Genomic DNA, 15,957 nt, shown 5'->3' on the forward strand with positions numbered 1-15,957 from the left:
GCCTGCCGGTGCCCCCGGCGGGGGCCGGGGGGTCGCCCGCCGCGGAACCTTCCGGCTCGGCAACAGGCTCACCACCGCATACGCGGCCGCCCGGGGTGGGACTCCCCGTAGACATACAGCTCCCTTTGCACCGGTGCGGACGGCGAACCGCGGCGTCGGCGGCCCCCGGAGGGCGCACGTCCTGGTTCCGGGGGCGAACGCGTCGGAGCGTCAGCGGCCGTGGGTTTCGCCGGGTCCCTCGGCCGGGCGGGAAGGCTGGGCGACGGCGCGGTACTCGGTCGGGGTCATCCCCATGGCGGTGCGGAAGGCGCGGGTGAAGTCGGACGGCGCCGGGTAGCCCCAGCGCGCCCCGATGACCGCTACGGGGACCGTGCGCTGGGCCGGGTCCGCCAGGTCCCGCCGGCACCGGGCGAGCCGCTGCTGCCGGACGAACTCGCCCACCGTGATGCCGTGCTGCTGGAAGACACGGTGCAGATAGCGGGTGGAGATGAAGTGCGCCGCGGCCACCGTGTCCGGCTTCAGAGCGGGGTCGTGCAGACGGGCGACGAGGAACGCGCTGATCTCCTCGAACAGCGCACGCTGCCGCGACTCGGCCGGAAGCACATCCGGCCGCCCGCCGTGGTGGGCGAGCAGTGCCGCCGTCAGATCGACCGCGGTGTTGCCGAGCCGGACGGTGTCGCCCGGGGTGAGATCGCCGTGGGTCTCCACCAGACCGGTGAGCATCAGGCTCAGCAGCCGTCCCACGCCCGTCCGGGCGTCCAGGACCGTCCCGCACAGCGGCGCCACGTCCTTCTCCGGCAGTGGCACGAGCCTCCTGGGGAACTGGAGCAGCAGGGTCCGCGTCCCCGAGGGCGGCGGACCCGAGACGGCGCTGAACGGCCGGGAGCTGTCGTACAGCACCATGTCTCCGGGGCCGAGCGCGGCGCTCGACCTGGCCTGTTCGATCCCCTGCTGTCCCGCGACGGTCAGCCCGAGCTGGTACAGCTCCGGATCGGACTGCCGGATGAGCCGGGCGGTGCGCCGCGACGACAGCGGCGAGTAGGACATCACGGACAGCTGGACGGGACCGAGCGCCAGCGTCTGGATCCGGGCGCTCACCTGCTCGGGTTCCCGGGCGCGGAAGCTGATGTGGGTGGTCACCAGGGCGAGGCCGGTGACCTCGGTCCAGGCCGCCGTCCGGTCGGCGGGCCGTACACGGGCGGTGTCCAGCACTGTGGTGAGCATTCTTCTCCCGGATGACGCCGTGTCAGGTGGCTGCGGCGCGCGGTCGGTTCAGGCCCGCCGCGGTCGCGTCCACGATGGTCCCCGGTGGACGACGCCCCCGCAAAGTGCGCTGCACGCCAAGCCGAGTGCGCTGCACGCCCAGGGCGGCCGGGCGCCCGGATGGCAGGCTGGGCGCAGCCCGGTGGCGCGGCACGGGGGGCCGCGCCGCCCGCACCGGCGTCGGCCCTGTCGGCGGGGCCGAGTCGGCCGCGGGCGGCGCGCGGCCCACGGCGGCCGGAGGTCTACCCGGGCGTGCTCCGGTCGGGTGGCACGGTCTCGAACTCCCGCTGCAGATGCCCGGTGTGCAGCCGCAGCCGCCAGGCGTTGCGGCGGTGGACCTGCGCGAGTGCCGCCTCAAGGGGGGAAGGCGGCACCGCGAGGACGGGGCAGCAGGCGTGGGCGAGGCAGTGGCGGCCGACCGAGGGCCACAGCGCCCGGTGCAGCGGCCCGCGCCGTCCGGCGCCGATCACCAGGAGGTCGGTGTCCCGGTCGGCGGCACGCACCAGCACCGGACCCGGCACACCCCGGGCGACGAGCGCCGGTCCTGGCAGCCCCGGGCCCGTGCCGCCGAACGCCTCGCGCAGCGCGGCCTCCAGCCGTTCCCGGGCCAGCCGTTCCCAGTCCTCGGCGAGCAGGGACGCGGCCGGGGATCTGCGGCAGGCGAGGTCACCGCCGGGCGGCTGCCAGGCCAGCACCGGCCAGAGTTCGGCTCCCCGGCGCCGCGCCTCGTCGGCGGCCCGGACCAGGGCGGCCAGACTCCCCGGTGAGCCGTTGACCCCGACCACGACACGAGCGGCCGAGGGCGGGTGGGACTCGGACATCGGCACCACCGTTCTGCACCCGCCGACCGGACCCCGGCCGGCGAACCTGCACGTGAACCGCCTCCATCACACCCCCGCCCACCGGCTCCGGACCACCCCTGACCCCGCTTATTGGCACCCTCCTGACGCCCCGCCCCGCGGGACCACGGCTCCGCGCCCGCGCATGGCCCTCATGCCACGCCGAGTCCTGCCGGGACGTCGACGACGGTGCCGGTGGTGCGGGCCCGTTCCGCCGCCCACACCACTTGGTGGGTGGCCAGGCTCTCCGCCGCGTCGGACAGCAGCAGCGAGGCGTCGCCGGTCGCCACGGCGGCCAGGAACGCCTCGGTCAGCGCCTCGTCCCCGCCGCCGTGCCCGTCGCGTGCGCTCGGCCCCGCCTGCGTCGCGGCCCCGGCGGGCGGATCCGGTACATGGGTGTGCGGGCCGACCACCTGCTCGGAGCCGTCGCGGAAGTCGACCAGCCGCAGCGTCTCGCCGTCGCCGTCCAGGAAGCCGTGCGTCCCGAGGATCCGGGTGCGGCGCTGTTCCATGGGGGTGAAGGCGCTCATGGTGAAGGAGCAGGTGGCGCCGGAGGCGAACTCCATGGTGACCACCTGGTGGTCGACGACGTCGTTGTCGCACGCGTACACGCACCGCCCGTAGGGCCCGGTCCGCAGCGCCCTGCGCACCCCCGCCTCGGTGTGGTCGTCGGTCACGGCCGACAGCGGCCAGAACTCCCGCTCCGCATCGCCCAGGCAGCTCAGGTACAGCCGCTCGGCCGAGTACGGGCAGGTGGGCTCCACCGCGCAGTCGACGCAGCGCGCCGCGGCTCCGGCCGGCGCGGCCTCGGGACGGAAGTGCGTCAGGCTGCCGAAGGAACTCACCCGCCGCGGGATCTGCCCGAACAGGTGGACCAGCCAGTCGATGTCGTGGCACGACTTGGTGAGCAGCATCGGGGCGGAGGTGTCCTGCCGGCGCCAGTTGCCGCGTACGAACGAATGCGCCTGATGCCACCAGCCGACCGGTTCGAGGTGCTGGACGCTGACGACGTCCCCGATCCGGCCGTCGTCCAGCAGCCGCTTGAGGAAGCGGGTGTACGGGGTGTACCGCAGCACGTGGCACACGGCCAGCAGGACGCCGCCTCGCCGCGCGGCCTCCGCGATCGCCGTGGCCTCCGCCTCGCCGGTCGCCATCGGCTTCTCCAGCAGGATGTGGTGGCCGAGGCCGGCGAGCGCGACCGCCGGTTCGGTGTGCTCGCGGTCCTGGGTGGCGACGATGCAGGCGTCGGCGAGCCGTCCGCCCCGCACGGCCGCGCGCCAGTCGGGGTAGGTCCGATCCGGCGGGATGCCGAACTCGGCCGCCGCGCGGGCCCGCCGCCGCGGGTCCGGTTCGGCGACGGCGGTGACGCGCGCGGATCCGGTGGCCACCGCGTGCCGGGCGTAGGTCATGCCGCGCAGACCGGCACCGATGAGAGCCAGCGTCACCTGGGCCATGGAAGTACCTCCTCGGGAAGGGGGGGCGGGGGCCGGGGCAGTTGGGGACCGGCCGGCCGGGGCAGGGCCGGCCGGCCCGGCGGGTCAGTGTCCGAGGGTGGCGCGCAGCCCGGGCTGGAGCAGATCCGCGTGGGCGCGGACCATGTCGTCGCACAGGTCCCAGATGCGTTCGACCGGCAGGGCGGCGGCGGTTGCCGGGTCCGTCATGGCGGCCTGCCGGATCGACCGCGGGTCGTCCTCCAGCGCGGCCCGCACGACCAGGTCGTTCATGCTGAGGTACGAGCGGTTGAGCGCCGCGCACTGGGCGGGCAGCGCGCCCACCCGGGTGGGCTGGACGCCCAGGCCGTCGACGAGGCAGGGCACCTCGACGGTCCCGGTGGCGGGGAGGTTGTCGATGAGCCCGCGGTTGGGGACGTTGCCGTACACCGTGCGCGGGGTGCCCGTGGTGATGCTGTGGATGATCTGCGGGGCGTACTCCATGGTGCCCTCCACGGTGAGCGGTGTGCCCTCGGCGAGCGCGTCTCGGGTCTGCTCGTAGGCCGCGATGTTCTCGTCGACGATGCCGAGGTAGGCCCCGATCGGCAGCCGCAGCCGCTCCACCTCGCTGTCGTGGTGCAGATACCAGGGGACGTACTCGGAGGAGTGCTCGCTGGTCTCCGTCGGGTAGTAGCCGAGCCGCCGGTACATGTCGACGCGGACCCGCCGGCGCAGTTCGGGGTCGTCCGCGATCAGCTTGTCCAGGCGCGGGTACAGGTCGCTGCCCTGGTGTTCCAGGCGCAGCACCCAGGCCTGGTGGTTGACGCCGGCGGCGCGGTAGCCGACCTCCTGGTGCGGGACGCCGAGCAGGTCGGCCAGGTCGCGGACGGTCCAGTACACCGAGTGGCACAGGCCCACCACCCGGGTCAGGCCGGTGGCCTCGGTGAGGTACTGGATGTTCATGGCCATCGGATTGGTGTAGTTGAGCAGCCAGGCGTCGGGGCACACCTCGGCGATGTCCTCGGCCAGCGACTTCAGCACCGGGAAGGTGCGCAGTGCGCGGAAGATGCCGCCGACGCCGAGGGTGTCGCCGATGGTCTGCCGCAGCCCGTAGCGGGCGGGGACGTCGAAGTCGGTCCGGGTGGCGGCGCGCATCCCCACCTGGACGATGTTGATCACGAAGTCGGCGTCCGCGAGGGCGTCGCGGCGCTCGGCGTGCGCGGTGACCCGCGGCCGGGTCGCGCCGCCGCCGGTGAGGCGGTCCGCGATCTGCCGGGCGGCGCCCTCGGCGGTGGCGAGCCGTTCGGCGTCGATGTCGTGCAACGCGATGTGCGCGCCTTGCAGTTCGGGGAAGGCCAGCAGGTCGGCGAGCAGGCCCTGGGTGAATACGACGCTGCCGGCGCCGATGAACGCGATCTTCGGGGCGGTGAGGGTCATCAGAGGTTCTTTCCGTTCCGGGCGAGTGCGGCCAGGGCTTCGTCCCAGGTGGCCTGGGCGCCGGTGCCCCCGTGCGCCCTGGTCGACAGGGCGCCGCAGGCCGCGGCGAGGTGAAGGGCGTCGGCGGTGGGCAGGCCGCGCAGGTGCGCGGCGACGAAGCCGGCGTCGAAGCTGTCTCCGGCGCCGACCGTGTCCAGTGGCCGGGCGGGTGTGCCCGGCGTGCCGAGCAGGGTGCGGCCGTCGTGGGCGAGCGCGCCGTCCGCGCCGTTCTTGACGACCACGAGCGGGCCGCGCGCCGCGAGCGCGGCGGCGGCCATGGCGGGTGTGCCGCCGGCGGCGGCCAGGGCCAGCGCCTCCTGCGCGTTGGGCAGCAGGAAGTCGGTGACGGCGAGCACGGCGGCCACACCGTCCGGGTCCCAGGTGCCCGCGGGATCGTCGTTGGTGTCGAGGGAGGTGGTGGCGCCGTGCGCGCGGGCCGTGGCGAACAGGCCGGGCAGCGCGGCGGCCAGCCGGGGGAGCAGGAAGTAGGAGGCGGCGTGGACGTGCCGGCTCGCGGTGAGCAGGGACTCGGGCACGTCCTCAGGGCCGGTGGCGGCGAGGGTGCCGGGCGAGGTGACGATCGCACGGTCGCCGTCCGGCCGGGTGAGCACCGCCGTGAGCGGGGTGGGCAGTTCGGGGTCGACGCGCAGCGCGGTGGTGTCCACGCCCCGTTCCTCCAGCGCGGTCCGCATGAAGCGGCCCGCGTCGTCGTCGCCGACGCGTCCGGCGAAGGCGACCGTCAGTCCGAGCCGGGCGGCCCCGCACGCCATGATCGCGGCTGAGCCGCCGAGGGTGAGCAGTCCGGTGCCGACGAGTTGCTCGTGCTGTCCGAAGGAGAGCGGGGTGTCGAGCGGGCCGAGGACGACATCGGGATTGGCGTCCCCGATGACGAGCAGGTCGAAGGAGTGCGGCATACGGCTTCCTGTGAGTACGGGTCCGACCTGGGCGCGGTCGGTCGGGGTGCGGGTGTCGGCGGATCATGTCCGGCCACGGGCTGGCGGGTTGCCGTGCCTTCGGTTGTGGGTGCGGGTGGTTCGTGTGGTGGCGTGGGCCGGGTCGGTCGTCGTGGATTCGGGTGTGGTGGCGGTGGTGCCGGTGGTCGGGGTGCGGGCCTCGGTGGCTCGTGTGCGGGCGTCGGTCGGGTTGGTGTGTGTCCGGTCGGCGGGGCGGGTGTCGGTGTGGGGCGCCGTGCCGTCGGCCGCGGGTGCGGGTGACGGTGGCCCGCGGCCGGGTCGGTCGTCGTGGGTGCGGGTAGGGGTGGCCGGTGCAGGGGGTGTTCGGGTTATCCCTTCAGGCCGCTGGATGTGATCGACTGGATGAACGACTTCTGTGCGAACAGGAACGCGAGCAGGACGGGCAGGACGGTGATGACGTTGCCCGCCATGACCGCCGACCACTTGGTGTGGTGCTGTCCCTGGAAGGTCGTCAGACCCAGTTGCAACGTGTACTGGGTGTCGTGGTTGATGGCGATCAGCGGCCAGGACAGGTCGTTCCACGTGGTGAGGAACGTCAGGACCGCCACCGTGCTCAGCGCGGGCCGGGACAGCGGCAGCACGATGCGGAAGAGCACCCGCAGCCGCGAGCAGCCGTCCAGCCACGCGGCCTCCTCCAACTCCCTGGGCAGGGACAGGAAGAACTGGCGCAGCAGGAACACCGCGAACGGGGTGACCAGCGACGGCACGATCAGCGCGCCCAGGGTGTCGATCAGGCCCAGCCGCTTCATCACCAGGAATGTAGGGATCATCGTCAGCTGGAACGGGATCACCATCGTGCCCAGCATCAGGGCGAGCAGCAGCCGGGAACCGGCGAACCGCATCCGGGCGAACGCGTACCCGCCCAGCGAACCCAGCAGCAGGTTCGACGCCACCGCCACCAGCGACACGATCAGCGAGTTGGCGAACCAGCGCGGGAACATGGCGTTGCCGAGGACGTACCGGTAGCCGCCCAGGTCGATCCCCGACGGCCACAGGGCGGGCGGGAAGCGGTTGATCTCCGCGTCGCTCATGACGGAGCTGAGCACGAGCCAGATCAGCGGCATCGCGAACAGCAGCGACAGCGGCGCGAGCAGCAGATGCCAGGCCCGGAACGGCAGCCGGAGACGGCGGTCGGGCCGCGCGGCGGCGGGGGCGGCGGAAGCGGAGTGCAGGGCGGAGTGCGAGGGCGATGCGGCCGTCATCGTGCGGCTCCTTCGAGGTGGTGGTTCGCGCGGGCGCGGTTCCGTACGGCCCGCACCACCCGGGGGAGTGTGCCGAGGACGAGCAGGGCGAGCGCCAGGGCGTAGGCGGCTGCAGCGCCGTAGCCGGCCGTGAAGTTCTTGAAGGCCTGTTCCCAGATGAAGTAGACGATGACCGTGGTCGAGCCCAGCGGGCCGCCCTTGGTCGTCACGTACATCAGGTCGAAGACCTGGAGGGCGTTGATGGTCTGCCACACCGTGAGGAAGCTGAGGACGGGGGCGAGCGCGGGCAGGGTGACGTGGCGCAGCAGGTGCCATCGTCCCGCGCCGTCGAGGCGGGCCGCCTCGACCAGGGAGACCGGCACGTCCTGGAGCGCGGCGAGCGTGACCACCACACAGAACCCGGTGCCGCTCCACAGGGAGATCGCCACCAGGGCCGGCAGGGCCTGTGCGGGGTCGGTGAGGAAGCCCTGCGGCGAGATGCCGAGCTTGTGCAGGACGGAGTTGGCCGCGCCGAACTCCGGGTCGAGGATGAAGGAGAACAGCACGCCCTGCGCCGTCGCCGAGACGACGAACGGCACGAAGATGAGCGTGCGGTACAGGCCCACCAGCCGGATGCGCTGGTTCAGGGCGAGCGCCAGCGCCAGTCCCAGGCCGATGCTCAGCGGGACGTAGAGCACCGTGTACAGCACGGTGTTGCGTACCGCCTGGCTGAAGTGCGGGTCCTGCGCGAGGGCCCGGTAGTTGTCCAGGCCGACCCAGCGGCTGGGCGTGACGAGGTCGTCGGCCTGGAAGGACAGCAGCAGCGACCAGGCCACGGGTACGACGCTCAGCCCGAGGATGACCAGGACGGACGGGGAGACGAACGCCCAGGCGGTCGCGGTCTCCCGGCTCGGCCGGTGGCGTGGGGCGCCGGACGCCGGTCCGGGGCGTCGGCGGCGAACGGTGCGCCGGCCTCGACCGGTGTCCGTGTCCGCGAGGGTGAGGGGAGTGGGCAGGCGGGGCATGGTGATCCTCTCAACGCGGAATGAGCAGGGCGGCGTTGGCCTCGTTCGCGCAGTCGCGCATGGCCGCGGCGGGCGAACTCCTGCCGAGCAGCACGGCGCTGATGGCCTGTCCGAGGGCCTGCGAGATCTGTGGATACGCCGGGTGCACGGGGCGCACCCGGGCCGAGTCCAGGGCCCGGGTGAACACCCGCAGCCCCTCGGTGTGGGACTCCTGCTTCCGCCACGCCGCGAGGGCCTGGGTGCCGCGGCTCAGCGGGAGGCTGCCGGCCTGGATGTCCCAGCGCACGTCCTGCGCGGGGCGGGACAGCCAGGCCACGAACGTGCGGGCCGCCCGCACCCGGGCCGGACCGTTGTCGAACACGGTCCAGGTGTCCGGTCCGGAGATGGTGACGGGCCGGCCGCTGTAACTGGGCAGCGGCACGACGTGGTAGTCGATGCCGGCCTGCTGCACGTCGGGCAGCTGCCAGGGCCCGGTGACGACCATGCCCATCCGGCCGGAGAGGAAGACCTGGTACATCTGCTCGCTGCCCGGCTTGGGGTCGACGTAGACGCTCTTCGCCCGCGTCAGCTCCGCCACCGTCTCCAGTGCCTTGACGCCGGCGTCCGCGAACCCGATCCGCCGTCCGCCCTCGCCGACGACGTCGCCGCCGAGATCCCACACCATCGGCCACAGCCGCCACACGGTGTCCTCGTCGCCGACGCCGGGCCAGCCGGTGCCGAAGACGCCCCGCCGCCGGTCGGTGAGGCGGCCGGCCGTGTCCACGAACTCCTGCCAGGTCCAGCCCGGCCGGGGCAGCGGCACTCCGGCGTCCCGGAAGGTCTTCTTGTTGCAGACCACGGCGAGCGAGTCGAGCAGCGCGGGTGCCGCGCGCACCCGCCCGTTGAGGGTGACGGCCTCACGCGCGGGCGCCCAGAAGTCCTTCCAGGGCACGGGTCCTGAGCGGACCGACTCGGTCAGGTCCACCACCGAAGGGCTGCGCGCGACGCTGGCCAGGTCGGAGCCGAAGACGTAGGCGACGTCGGGGAAGGAGCCGGACGCGAGCGCGGCGGTGATCTTCTGCAGCATCGCGTCGGCGAGCACGCCGCCGCCGGCGTCGACCCTGATGCCGGGGTGGGTCCGGTTGAACTCGGACACCAGCCGCTCGATCGTCTTGCGGCCGGTGTCCGTCTGCCCGTGCCACAGCTCGACCGTGACCCGCCCGTCGGCCCCGATGCCGTCGTCCCCCGGTGCGCCGCAAGCGGCCAGGGGGGCCGCCGCGGCGCCCAGCGCGAGGGCCGAGGCCCGGCGCAGGACGGTGCGGCGCGTCGGTCCTGGACCGGTCCCGGTGGGTTGATGTGCTGCGGTCATGTGGCAGAAACCCCCAATGAGTACGCGGTGCGGGAGGTGCGTCACGCGCGGCGCGTTCCGGCACGGCAGGTGGTGTGGACGGGCGGTGCACGGTGCGGCGGGCGGCGGGGCCGCGGGCGCACGGTGCGCGTTCCCTTGAGAAGGGGAGCGGGAGGCGGTCCCGGCCGCGGGCGGGGGACCCGGTGGCCGGGACGCCGGTCTTTCGGCGGGCGGCCGGTTCAGCAGGTCTTGCGGACGTATCCGCGGTCGCCGGGTGCGCTGACGTTCACGTCGCGCAGGACGACGCTGAGCCGGTCGCCGAACTCGGCGCACGTCTTCGTGAAGGCCTTCTCCTGGTACTCGATCACGATGACGTTGTCGCCGAAGCCCTCGGTGTAGTCACCGCACTCGTCCCACTGGCCGCACTCCTCGGCGACGGCGAAGTCGAGCCCGGTCCGCGCGCGGTCCGTGGAGAACCCCGGGGTGTTCTTCTGCGCGATGGCCAGGCCCTTGGCGTGGGCGTGGTCGGAGAGCAGCTTGATGTACGCCTTCGCGTTCGACTCGCTGATCAGGCTTGTGCGGTCGAAGGTGTCCAGATTGTCCGGCTCGACGGCGTTGAAGCCCTTGCTCGCGCAGTTGTCGATCCAGGCGTCGACCTTGGCGGCGATCTGTTTCCGTTTGGCGTCGGTACGGATGTCCAACATGGCCTCCCCCCAGTCCTCGTCGTGGACGACGTTGCCGCGTGCGTCCCGCAGCAGCAGGTCGCCCCATTCGCTCTCGGCGCCCGGCTGGGCCTGGAAGGCATTGACGTAACAGATGTTGTAGAGCCCGGCCGCGGGTGTGGCGGTGTGGTCGCGGCTGACGACCCGCACGCCGGGCGGCGGCGGGTAGGGCGAGCCGATCTGGTAGTCGAAGTCGGCGTGCGTCGGGGGCAGTACCACCGCCCGGGCGGCGGCGTCCGCGGTCGGGGCGAGCAGCAGCGGACCGGCGGCCGCCGCGGCCGAGGCAACCGCCGCGGCGGTGAACCCACGGATCCGGGCACGGGAGTTGAAGGACATCACGAGCTCCAGAAGATGGGGGGTACGTCCCCGCCTCGGACGTCCCGCTGTCAGGCGGTCGTCCTGGCGACTGTGTCCGGACTTACGGTGCGTGAACCGTGCTACCGGCTGGGCGTACCTCTGGCGCCAGGTGCTCATTCTTGGCGTTGGATGGAGTAAAGCGAGCAGCAATCGTCATGTCAACAGATCGAACTTGCGCAACTTGTTCAAATGGGCAAAGACTTTGGCGGGTCGTGGTCGGCGAAAAGCTCGGGCTGCCCGGGGTGGCTCCGGGTCTATGCTCGATCCATGCTGAAATCCGAGCGACATGCGCGCATTCTTGAGCATGTCTCAGCGCGCGGCGCCATCGACGTCACCGAGCTGTCCCGGCTGCTGAACGTCTCAGGCGCCACCGTCCGGCGCGATCTGCAGCACCTCAGCGGCCGGAACCTGTTGCGCCGGACCCATGGCGGGGCGGTCCTCGGCGGCGCCGCACTGGAGCTTCCGGTCGAGCACCGTACGGAGCACTGGCGGCCGGAGAAGCAGGCCATCGCCCGTGCCGCGGCCGAACTGGTGCCCGTGGGCGCGGTCGTCGGGATGACCGGCGGCACCACCGTCACCGAGGTCGCGCGCGTGCTCGCCGCGCGCGGTCCGCTCACCATCGTGACCAACGCCGTCAACATCGCCGCCGAGATGGTCCAGCACCAGGACGTCACCCTGGTCGTCGTCGGCGGCTACGCGCGCACCAAGAGCTACGAACTCGTCGGCCCCATCGCGGAGAAGACCCTCGCCGACCACCACACGGACATCACCTTCCTGGGCGTCGACGGAATCAGCACCGCGCACGGCTGCACGACCCACGACCAGTTGGAGGCCGCGACCGACCGCGCCTTCGCCGACAGCAGCAGCCGGACCGTCGTGCTGGCGGACCACTCGAAGATCGGAAAGGTCACCTTCGCGAAGATCTGCCCGGTCACGGAGATCGACCACCTGGTCACCAGCAAGGGCGCCCCCGACGACGCCCTGACCGCCATCGCCGACATGGGAGTCACCGTCACCACGGCCGGGTGACCACCCCGGCACAAGCCGCCGCGCGGGGTGGGGACGGGCGCCCTCGCCGGGCGGTGAGGCGTACGGATCAGACGGACGGGACGCCTAGCCTGACCGAGTCCGAGTCCGAGTCCGAGTCCGAGTCCGAGACCGAGACCGAGACCGAGCGTCGACAGCCGGCGTCAGGGACGAGGTCCGGGTGCCGGCCTGTCGTTCGCGGGGCGGGGCCCGGTGTCGGTGGCGTCGGCGATGCGGTCGAGCCATTCGAAGAGCAGGTTGCGCTCGGCGGCCGTGAGCACCGTGGTGCCGCCGGTGCGAAGCGCCTCGCGCAGCGCGGCGGCTCGGCTCGCCGGTCCGACGCAGGTGGCGGGTGGTTCCTCGGCGTCGGTCGTGACCGCGGCCAGCACCTGTTCGCGGATCACGGCGGAAAGCCCAGCGTCCCGTTCGGAGGGCGGGGTGGCGATCAGGGACATGACGACACCGACGCCGACGGCGTACACGATCCGGGCGGCACGGTCCACGCTCATACGCAGCCGGCCGGCCGCCGCAACCCGGGCGATCTGGTCGCAGAGGACGCCGTAGGCCTCTCGGCCCGCCGGAGAGTCCTGTGCACGCCCCTCTCCGTAGATCAACGTGTAGAAGGCCGGCCTCGCCAGACCGAACTGCACATGCAGGTCCCAGCTGCGGCGCAGATCCTCCACCGGGTCGTCGGTCTCGCCGAGGGCGTGTTTGTCGGCGAGGTAGTTCCGCAGGCCGAGGGTCGCGACGGCGTCGAGCAGTCCGTCCTTGTCGCCGAAGATCCGGTAGATGGTCGGCGCCTGCACCCCCGCCACGGCGCTCACCGCGCGCGTGGACACCGCTCCCCTCCCTCCGCGGGCCAGCAGCTGCGACGCCGCCTGGAGCAGCCGATCCCGGGCATCCATCACGGGTGACCTGTCTGCCACAAAAGCCACATTAACAACACTAACCGGCCATTTGTAGCATTGATAAGCCGAACGCCGACGACCAGCGAGGCCGGCGGCGACTGCGCGTCCGCCGTCGTCAGCGGCGCCCTGCTAGGCGCCCTCGCCGGGCGGGGGCTGGATCTCTCGCGGCCGGCTCCGACCGCGGGTTTCGCGGTCACCGGGCCGCGAGGCAGGCCCCGGTCGCCGGTGCCATGCATCGCCTGGGGCGCCGAATGTCACATAGTAGGGTGAATTAGGGCGCTATGTCGTAGGCTTGGTGCCGTCGTTCCAGGGGTTCGAAGAGGTACGTGCTTCTGGGGCTGTGGATCTGAGCCACCGCGATCACAAGGGACCCCCACCAGGGTGCACATGAATCACTCTCACAACCTCATCGAGCCGCTTGAGCGAGTGACGGCCTCCTACGGCTCCACGCGGCCACACCCGCTACGCACGGTGGCCGTCACGCAGCGAGCCGACCAGCTCGCCGCATGGGCCGCGCTCGGCCTGGATGAGCCCGAGGCCCTGAAGAACCTGCAGGACGCGGCGGCCGAACTGCGCGATGTGCCCCGGCTGGCCGCCGTACTCCCGCGGATCGCCGGAGTCGCGATGCGGCTCATGGGCGCCGAGTTCGGGACCATCCAGGTCGTGGACCCGCGGGACGACGCGTTGATCCTGGTCACCCAGTCCGGGTTCCGGCACGCGTTCCTCGACCACTTCGCGGTGGTTCGCGACAGCCGCTCCGTCTGCGGACGGGCCGCCCGGCAAGGCGCGCAGGCGGTGACGGCCGACGTCCGCGACGAGCCCGTCCTCACCCCGCACCAGAGGGTCTTCCGCGCCGCAGGTGTCCGCTCGGTGCAGTCCACGCCGCTGGTCGATCGTGCCGGGCGGCTCATCGGGATGGTCTCGACACACCAGTCGCAGCCGGGCCGGCCCTCCGAACGCGAGCTGAGGGTCATGGAGCTGTACGGGCTGCTCGCGGGGGAGACCATCGCACGGCACCTGGCCGGCGGCGATGTCGCGGGCCACCCGGCCGGCCTTCCGCACGACGGCACCCGTCTCGACCGGCCCATGGGCCTCGTGCCGAAGAACGGGACCACGAGGGACACGACGCACTGGGCGTACCGGGTGGACGAGCCGTACGGTCCCGAAGGATGTCGCAGCTTCGGCGTCCACCCCGATCAGTGGCGCGGCAGGATCACCACCGACAGTCCGGGCCAGGACGCCGTGTACGCCGCGTCCCTCGTCGCCCGCGAGCTGATCGCCGACTGGGACGTCCGTGGCGTCCGAGGGGTGCGGGTCGTGCATGTGCACGTCTGGCGCGGTTGGGAGGACTCGGCCAGGAACGCGGCCTTCACCTTGGAGTTCCGGCCCGGCATCGACGGAGCGCGGCGGCCGGCCGCCGGCCCGGAACAGGAGGGCGTCAGGGAAGTGCAGTGATCACGGACCGCCACCCGCCCATCGCCGACCACGGCTCGCTCAGCCGGCGAGGCTGCCGACGCCGTCGCCGAGGAGCTTGAGGCCGAGCACGAAGAAAAGGGCGGCCATGACGGCGACGTTGTGCTGCGCGGCCCAGTCCCGCCAACTGCCGAGGATGTTCCTGGCGCGCTCGCCCATGACCAGGTAGACGGCAAGTGGTGCGAGCACTCCGAGCGAGGCGATGACCACGAAGATCGCGAGTGTTCCGATCTGCTGGGGCACGGAGAGCCCCGCGGAGCTGATCGAGGCGCCCGCGGCGATGGTCAGGGGCGCGTTCTTGAGGTTGGCCGCCGAGAACAGCAACCCCAGGCCGAGCACCTTGACGGGGGTGAACCGGTCGATCGCCGCCATCCACTTCGGGAGCTGTGCCTGGGAGGGGTCTTTGGGACGGCGCTGCCACTGGCGGGCGCCGAACAGGGCGAGGAGCGCGCCCAGAGCGAGCTTGAGGGCTCCGACCCAGGTAGCGGGGTGCTGGTAGTCGGAGGCGCCGCCCGTGCCGCCCACGGCCAGCATGACGGCGCCGAGCGCCGCGAGTCCCACAAGCCAGCCGAGGGCGAACAGCGGTCCGTTCAGGCGCCCCCGCGGGGTGGCCAGGATGAGGATGATCGCCACGATCGGGAGCGGGCTGACGGCGACACCGGCGGCCAGGCCCAGCACTTCACCGACAGCGTGTCCCACTGCGGCCTCCGGTAAGGAACGGATGATCCGGAGCGGACCGCCCGTACCTGCCGCCTCGCATCCGGCGTGCTCAACCTGCTGCGGGGGCGGCCCCGTTCCCCATCGTGGGGTGCGTCGGACGGACCGGCCACCGGCCGACGGCGAACAGGTGAGGCCACGGAAGAGCCGTGGCGGGCAGCACCACGTCGACATCACACCGGGCGACGCCGGTGATGACGGGAAATGCCAGGCCGGGCTACCGCCTGCCCGCCCGTCGGGGCCGCGTCGCGGGCGGGTCGGGGCTGCCGGCCATGCCTCGCGCGGAGGCGACGGCGGTCGCCGCGCGTACCAGAGCGGCCACGCCCCGGCTGCGAGAGTTCTCGGGCCAGGCGATGACGAGCGTGGCCGGTGGGCAGTCCTCGATCGGAACGTAGGCCACGGCCGGCCGGGGATACGCGGCGGCGACCGAGCGGGGCACGACGGTCGTCGCCTCGCCGAGACCGACGAGGGTGAGCAACTGCGCGAGGTCGTGGACCCCCTGCTCGTCGATGGCACGCTCGGCCTGGTCGTCGACCTCGTCGAAGCCGACGCCCAGGTCTGCCAGCCGTACCCGGCGGGAGGCGGCCAGGGCATGCCGGGCCGGCAGCGCGGCCACATGCGGTTCGACCGCGACGACATCCGTGTCGATCCCGGCTCGGTCACGGGGCGCGAACATCAGCGCCGCGTCGGCCTCGCCCGAACGCAGCAGCCCGATGTGCTCGCCCCAGCCGCACAGGCGTACCGCCACGGGTTCGGCATCGGGCTCGGCGGACACCGCGGCGAGGATGTCCTCCAGCAGTCCTCCGTCGGCGTCGGCCTTGACGGCGAGCAGCAGCCTGCCGTCCGGCGCCGCCGCTCGCACGGCGCGCCGGACCGCCGCGTCGAGGGCTTCGAGCGCGGGCCGTGCACCGGCCAGCAGAACCGCTCCGGGTTCCGTCACCTCCACCCTGCGCGTGGTCCGCTCGAACAGGCGCACGCCGAGGTCGGCTTCGAGCGCCTGGATCGCGCGGGACAGTGCGGGGCCGGCGATGCCGAGCCGCTGCGCGGCGCGCGTGAAGTTGCGCTCCTCGGCCACCGCGACGAAGTAGCGCAAGCTCCGGGACTCCACTGCCATGGAGCCATTATGTCCTGACCGGCAACGAAATTAATGCTTCTGTATTCATAATCGCTGCTTGATCGATCATTCCGCGAGGTGCGGCCGCGGACCATGCTGGCATGAGCAACGTACGGACGGCTCCG

Annotated in this window: 14 protein-coding genes; 2 read left to right on the forward strand and 12 right to left on the reverse strand. The window is 72.6% G+C overall.

Going from position 1 to position 15,957, the window contains the following annotated elements; all coding sequences use genetic code 11:
- Positions 1-210 precede the first annotated feature (210 nt).
- The 9 genes from ACFYTE_RS07755 to ACFYTE_RS07795 form a co-directional block, all read right to left on the reverse strand.
- Positions 211-1,224, reverse strand: a complete 1,014-nt coding sequence (locus tag ACFYTE_RS07755; RefSeq protein ID WP_388706279.1) for a helix-turn-helix domain-containing protein — start codon at positions 1,222-1,224, stop codon at positions 211-213.
- Between the two features lie 281 nt (positions 1,225-1,505).
- Entirely contained in the window at positions 1,506-2,084 is a 579-nt protein-coding gene (locus tag ACFYTE_RS07760) for a universal stress protein (protein WP_388706282.1), read from the reverse strand.
- Positions 2,085-2,254: 170 nt separating this feature from the next.
- The gene (locus ACFYTE_RS07765; RefSeq protein WP_388706285.1) at positions 2,255-3,556 is read right to left on the reverse strand and encodes a Gfo/Idh/MocA family protein; all 1,302 of its coding nucleotides are present in this window, start codon (positions 3,554-3,556) and stop codon (positions 2,255-2,257) included.
- An 84-nt stretch (positions 3,557-3,640) separates the two neighbouring features.
- Positions 3,641-4,969: an alpha-glucosidase/alpha-galactosidase gene (locus tag ACFYTE_RS07770; RefSeq protein WP_388706288.1), complete on the reverse strand. Its 1,329-nt coding sequence runs from the start codon at positions 4,967-4,969 to the stop codon at positions 3,641-3,643.
- The gene (locus ACFYTE_RS07775) at positions 4,969-5,922 is read right to left on the reverse strand and encodes a carbohydrate kinase family protein (RefSeq protein ID WP_388706290.1); all 954 of its coding nucleotides are present in this window, start codon (positions 5,920-5,922) and stop codon (positions 4,969-4,971) included. Before ACFYTE_RS07775 ends, ACFYTE_RS07770 begins: the two co-directional genes overlap by 1 nt.
- 368 nt (positions 5,923-6,290) lie before the next feature.
- Positions 6,291-7,184 carry a carbohydrate ABC transporter permease gene (locus ACFYTE_RS07780; protein WP_388706293.1) on the reverse strand — a complete coding sequence of 298 codons (894 nt, stop codon included), beginning with the start codon at positions 7,182-7,184 and terminating at the stop codon, positions 6,291-6,293.
- Positions 7,181-8,188 carry a carbohydrate ABC transporter permease gene (locus tag ACFYTE_RS07785; RefSeq protein ID WP_388706296.1) on the reverse strand — a complete coding sequence of 336 codons (1,008 nt, stop codon included), beginning with the start codon at positions 8,186-8,188 and terminating at the stop codon, positions 7,181-7,183. Before ACFYTE_RS07785 ends, ACFYTE_RS07780 begins: the two co-directional genes overlap by 4 nt.
- A gap of 10 nt (positions 8,189-8,198) precedes the next feature.
- Positions 8,199-9,536 (reverse strand): ABC transporter substrate-binding protein, encoded by a 1,338-nt coding sequence (locus tag ACFYTE_RS07790; RefSeq protein ID WP_388706298.1) that lies wholly within the window; start codon positions 9,534-9,536, stop codon positions 8,199-8,201.
- Between the two features lie 218 nt (positions 9,537-9,754).
- The gene (locus ACFYTE_RS07795; RefSeq protein WP_388706300.1) at positions 9,755-10,573 is read right to left on the reverse strand and encodes an endo alpha-1,4 polygalactosaminidase; all 819 of its coding nucleotides are present in this window, start codon (positions 10,571-10,573) and stop codon (positions 9,755-9,757) included.
- A 288-nt stretch (positions 10,574-10,861) separates the two neighbouring features.
- Here ACFYTE_RS07795 and ACFYTE_RS07800 point away from each other — a divergent pair, with 288 nt between their 5' ends.
- On the forward strand, positions 10,862-11,623 hold the full coding sequence (locus tag ACFYTE_RS07800) for a DeoR/GlpR family DNA-binding transcription regulator (RefSeq protein WP_388706302.1): 762 nt from the start codon (positions 10,862-10,864) through the stop codon (positions 11,621-11,623).
- Positions 11,624-11,784: 161 nt separating this feature from the next.
- Here ACFYTE_RS07800 and ACFYTE_RS07805 read toward each other — a convergent pair whose 3' ends face one another.
- Complete coding sequence (locus tag ACFYTE_RS07805; RefSeq protein WP_388706305.1) at positions 11,785-12,525, reverse strand: TetR/AcrR family transcriptional regulator; 741 nt, start codon at positions 12,523-12,525, stop codon at positions 11,785-11,787.
- 390 nt (positions 12,526-12,915) lie between these two features.
- Here ACFYTE_RS07805 and ACFYTE_RS07810 point away from each other — a divergent pair, with 390 nt between their 5' ends.
- Positions 12,916-13,983, forward strand: coding sequence for a GAF domain-containing protein (locus ACFYTE_RS07810; protein ID WP_388706307.1), 1,068 nt, complete (start codon positions 12,916-12,918; stop codon positions 13,981-13,983).
- A 39-nt stretch (positions 13,984-14,022) separates the two neighbouring features.
- Here ACFYTE_RS07810 and ACFYTE_RS07815 read toward each other — a convergent pair whose 3' ends face one another.
- Complete coding sequence (locus ACFYTE_RS07815; RefSeq protein WP_388706310.1) at positions 14,023-14,700, reverse strand: GAP family protein; 678 nt, start codon at positions 14,698-14,700, stop codon at positions 14,023-14,025.
- A 235-nt stretch (positions 14,701-14,935) separates the two neighbouring features.
- Positions 14,936-15,826, reverse strand: a complete 891-nt coding sequence (locus tag ACFYTE_RS07820; protein WP_388706792.1) for a LysR family transcriptional regulator — start codon at positions 15,824-15,826, stop codon at positions 14,936-14,938.
- Between the last annotated feature and the right edge of the window lie 131 nt (positions 15,827-15,957).

Origin of the sequence: Streptomyces sp. NPDC004629 (assembly GCF_042873595.1) — a bacterium.
GTDB lineage: Bacteria > Actinomycetota > Actinomycetes > Streptomycetales > Streptomycetaceae > Streptomyces.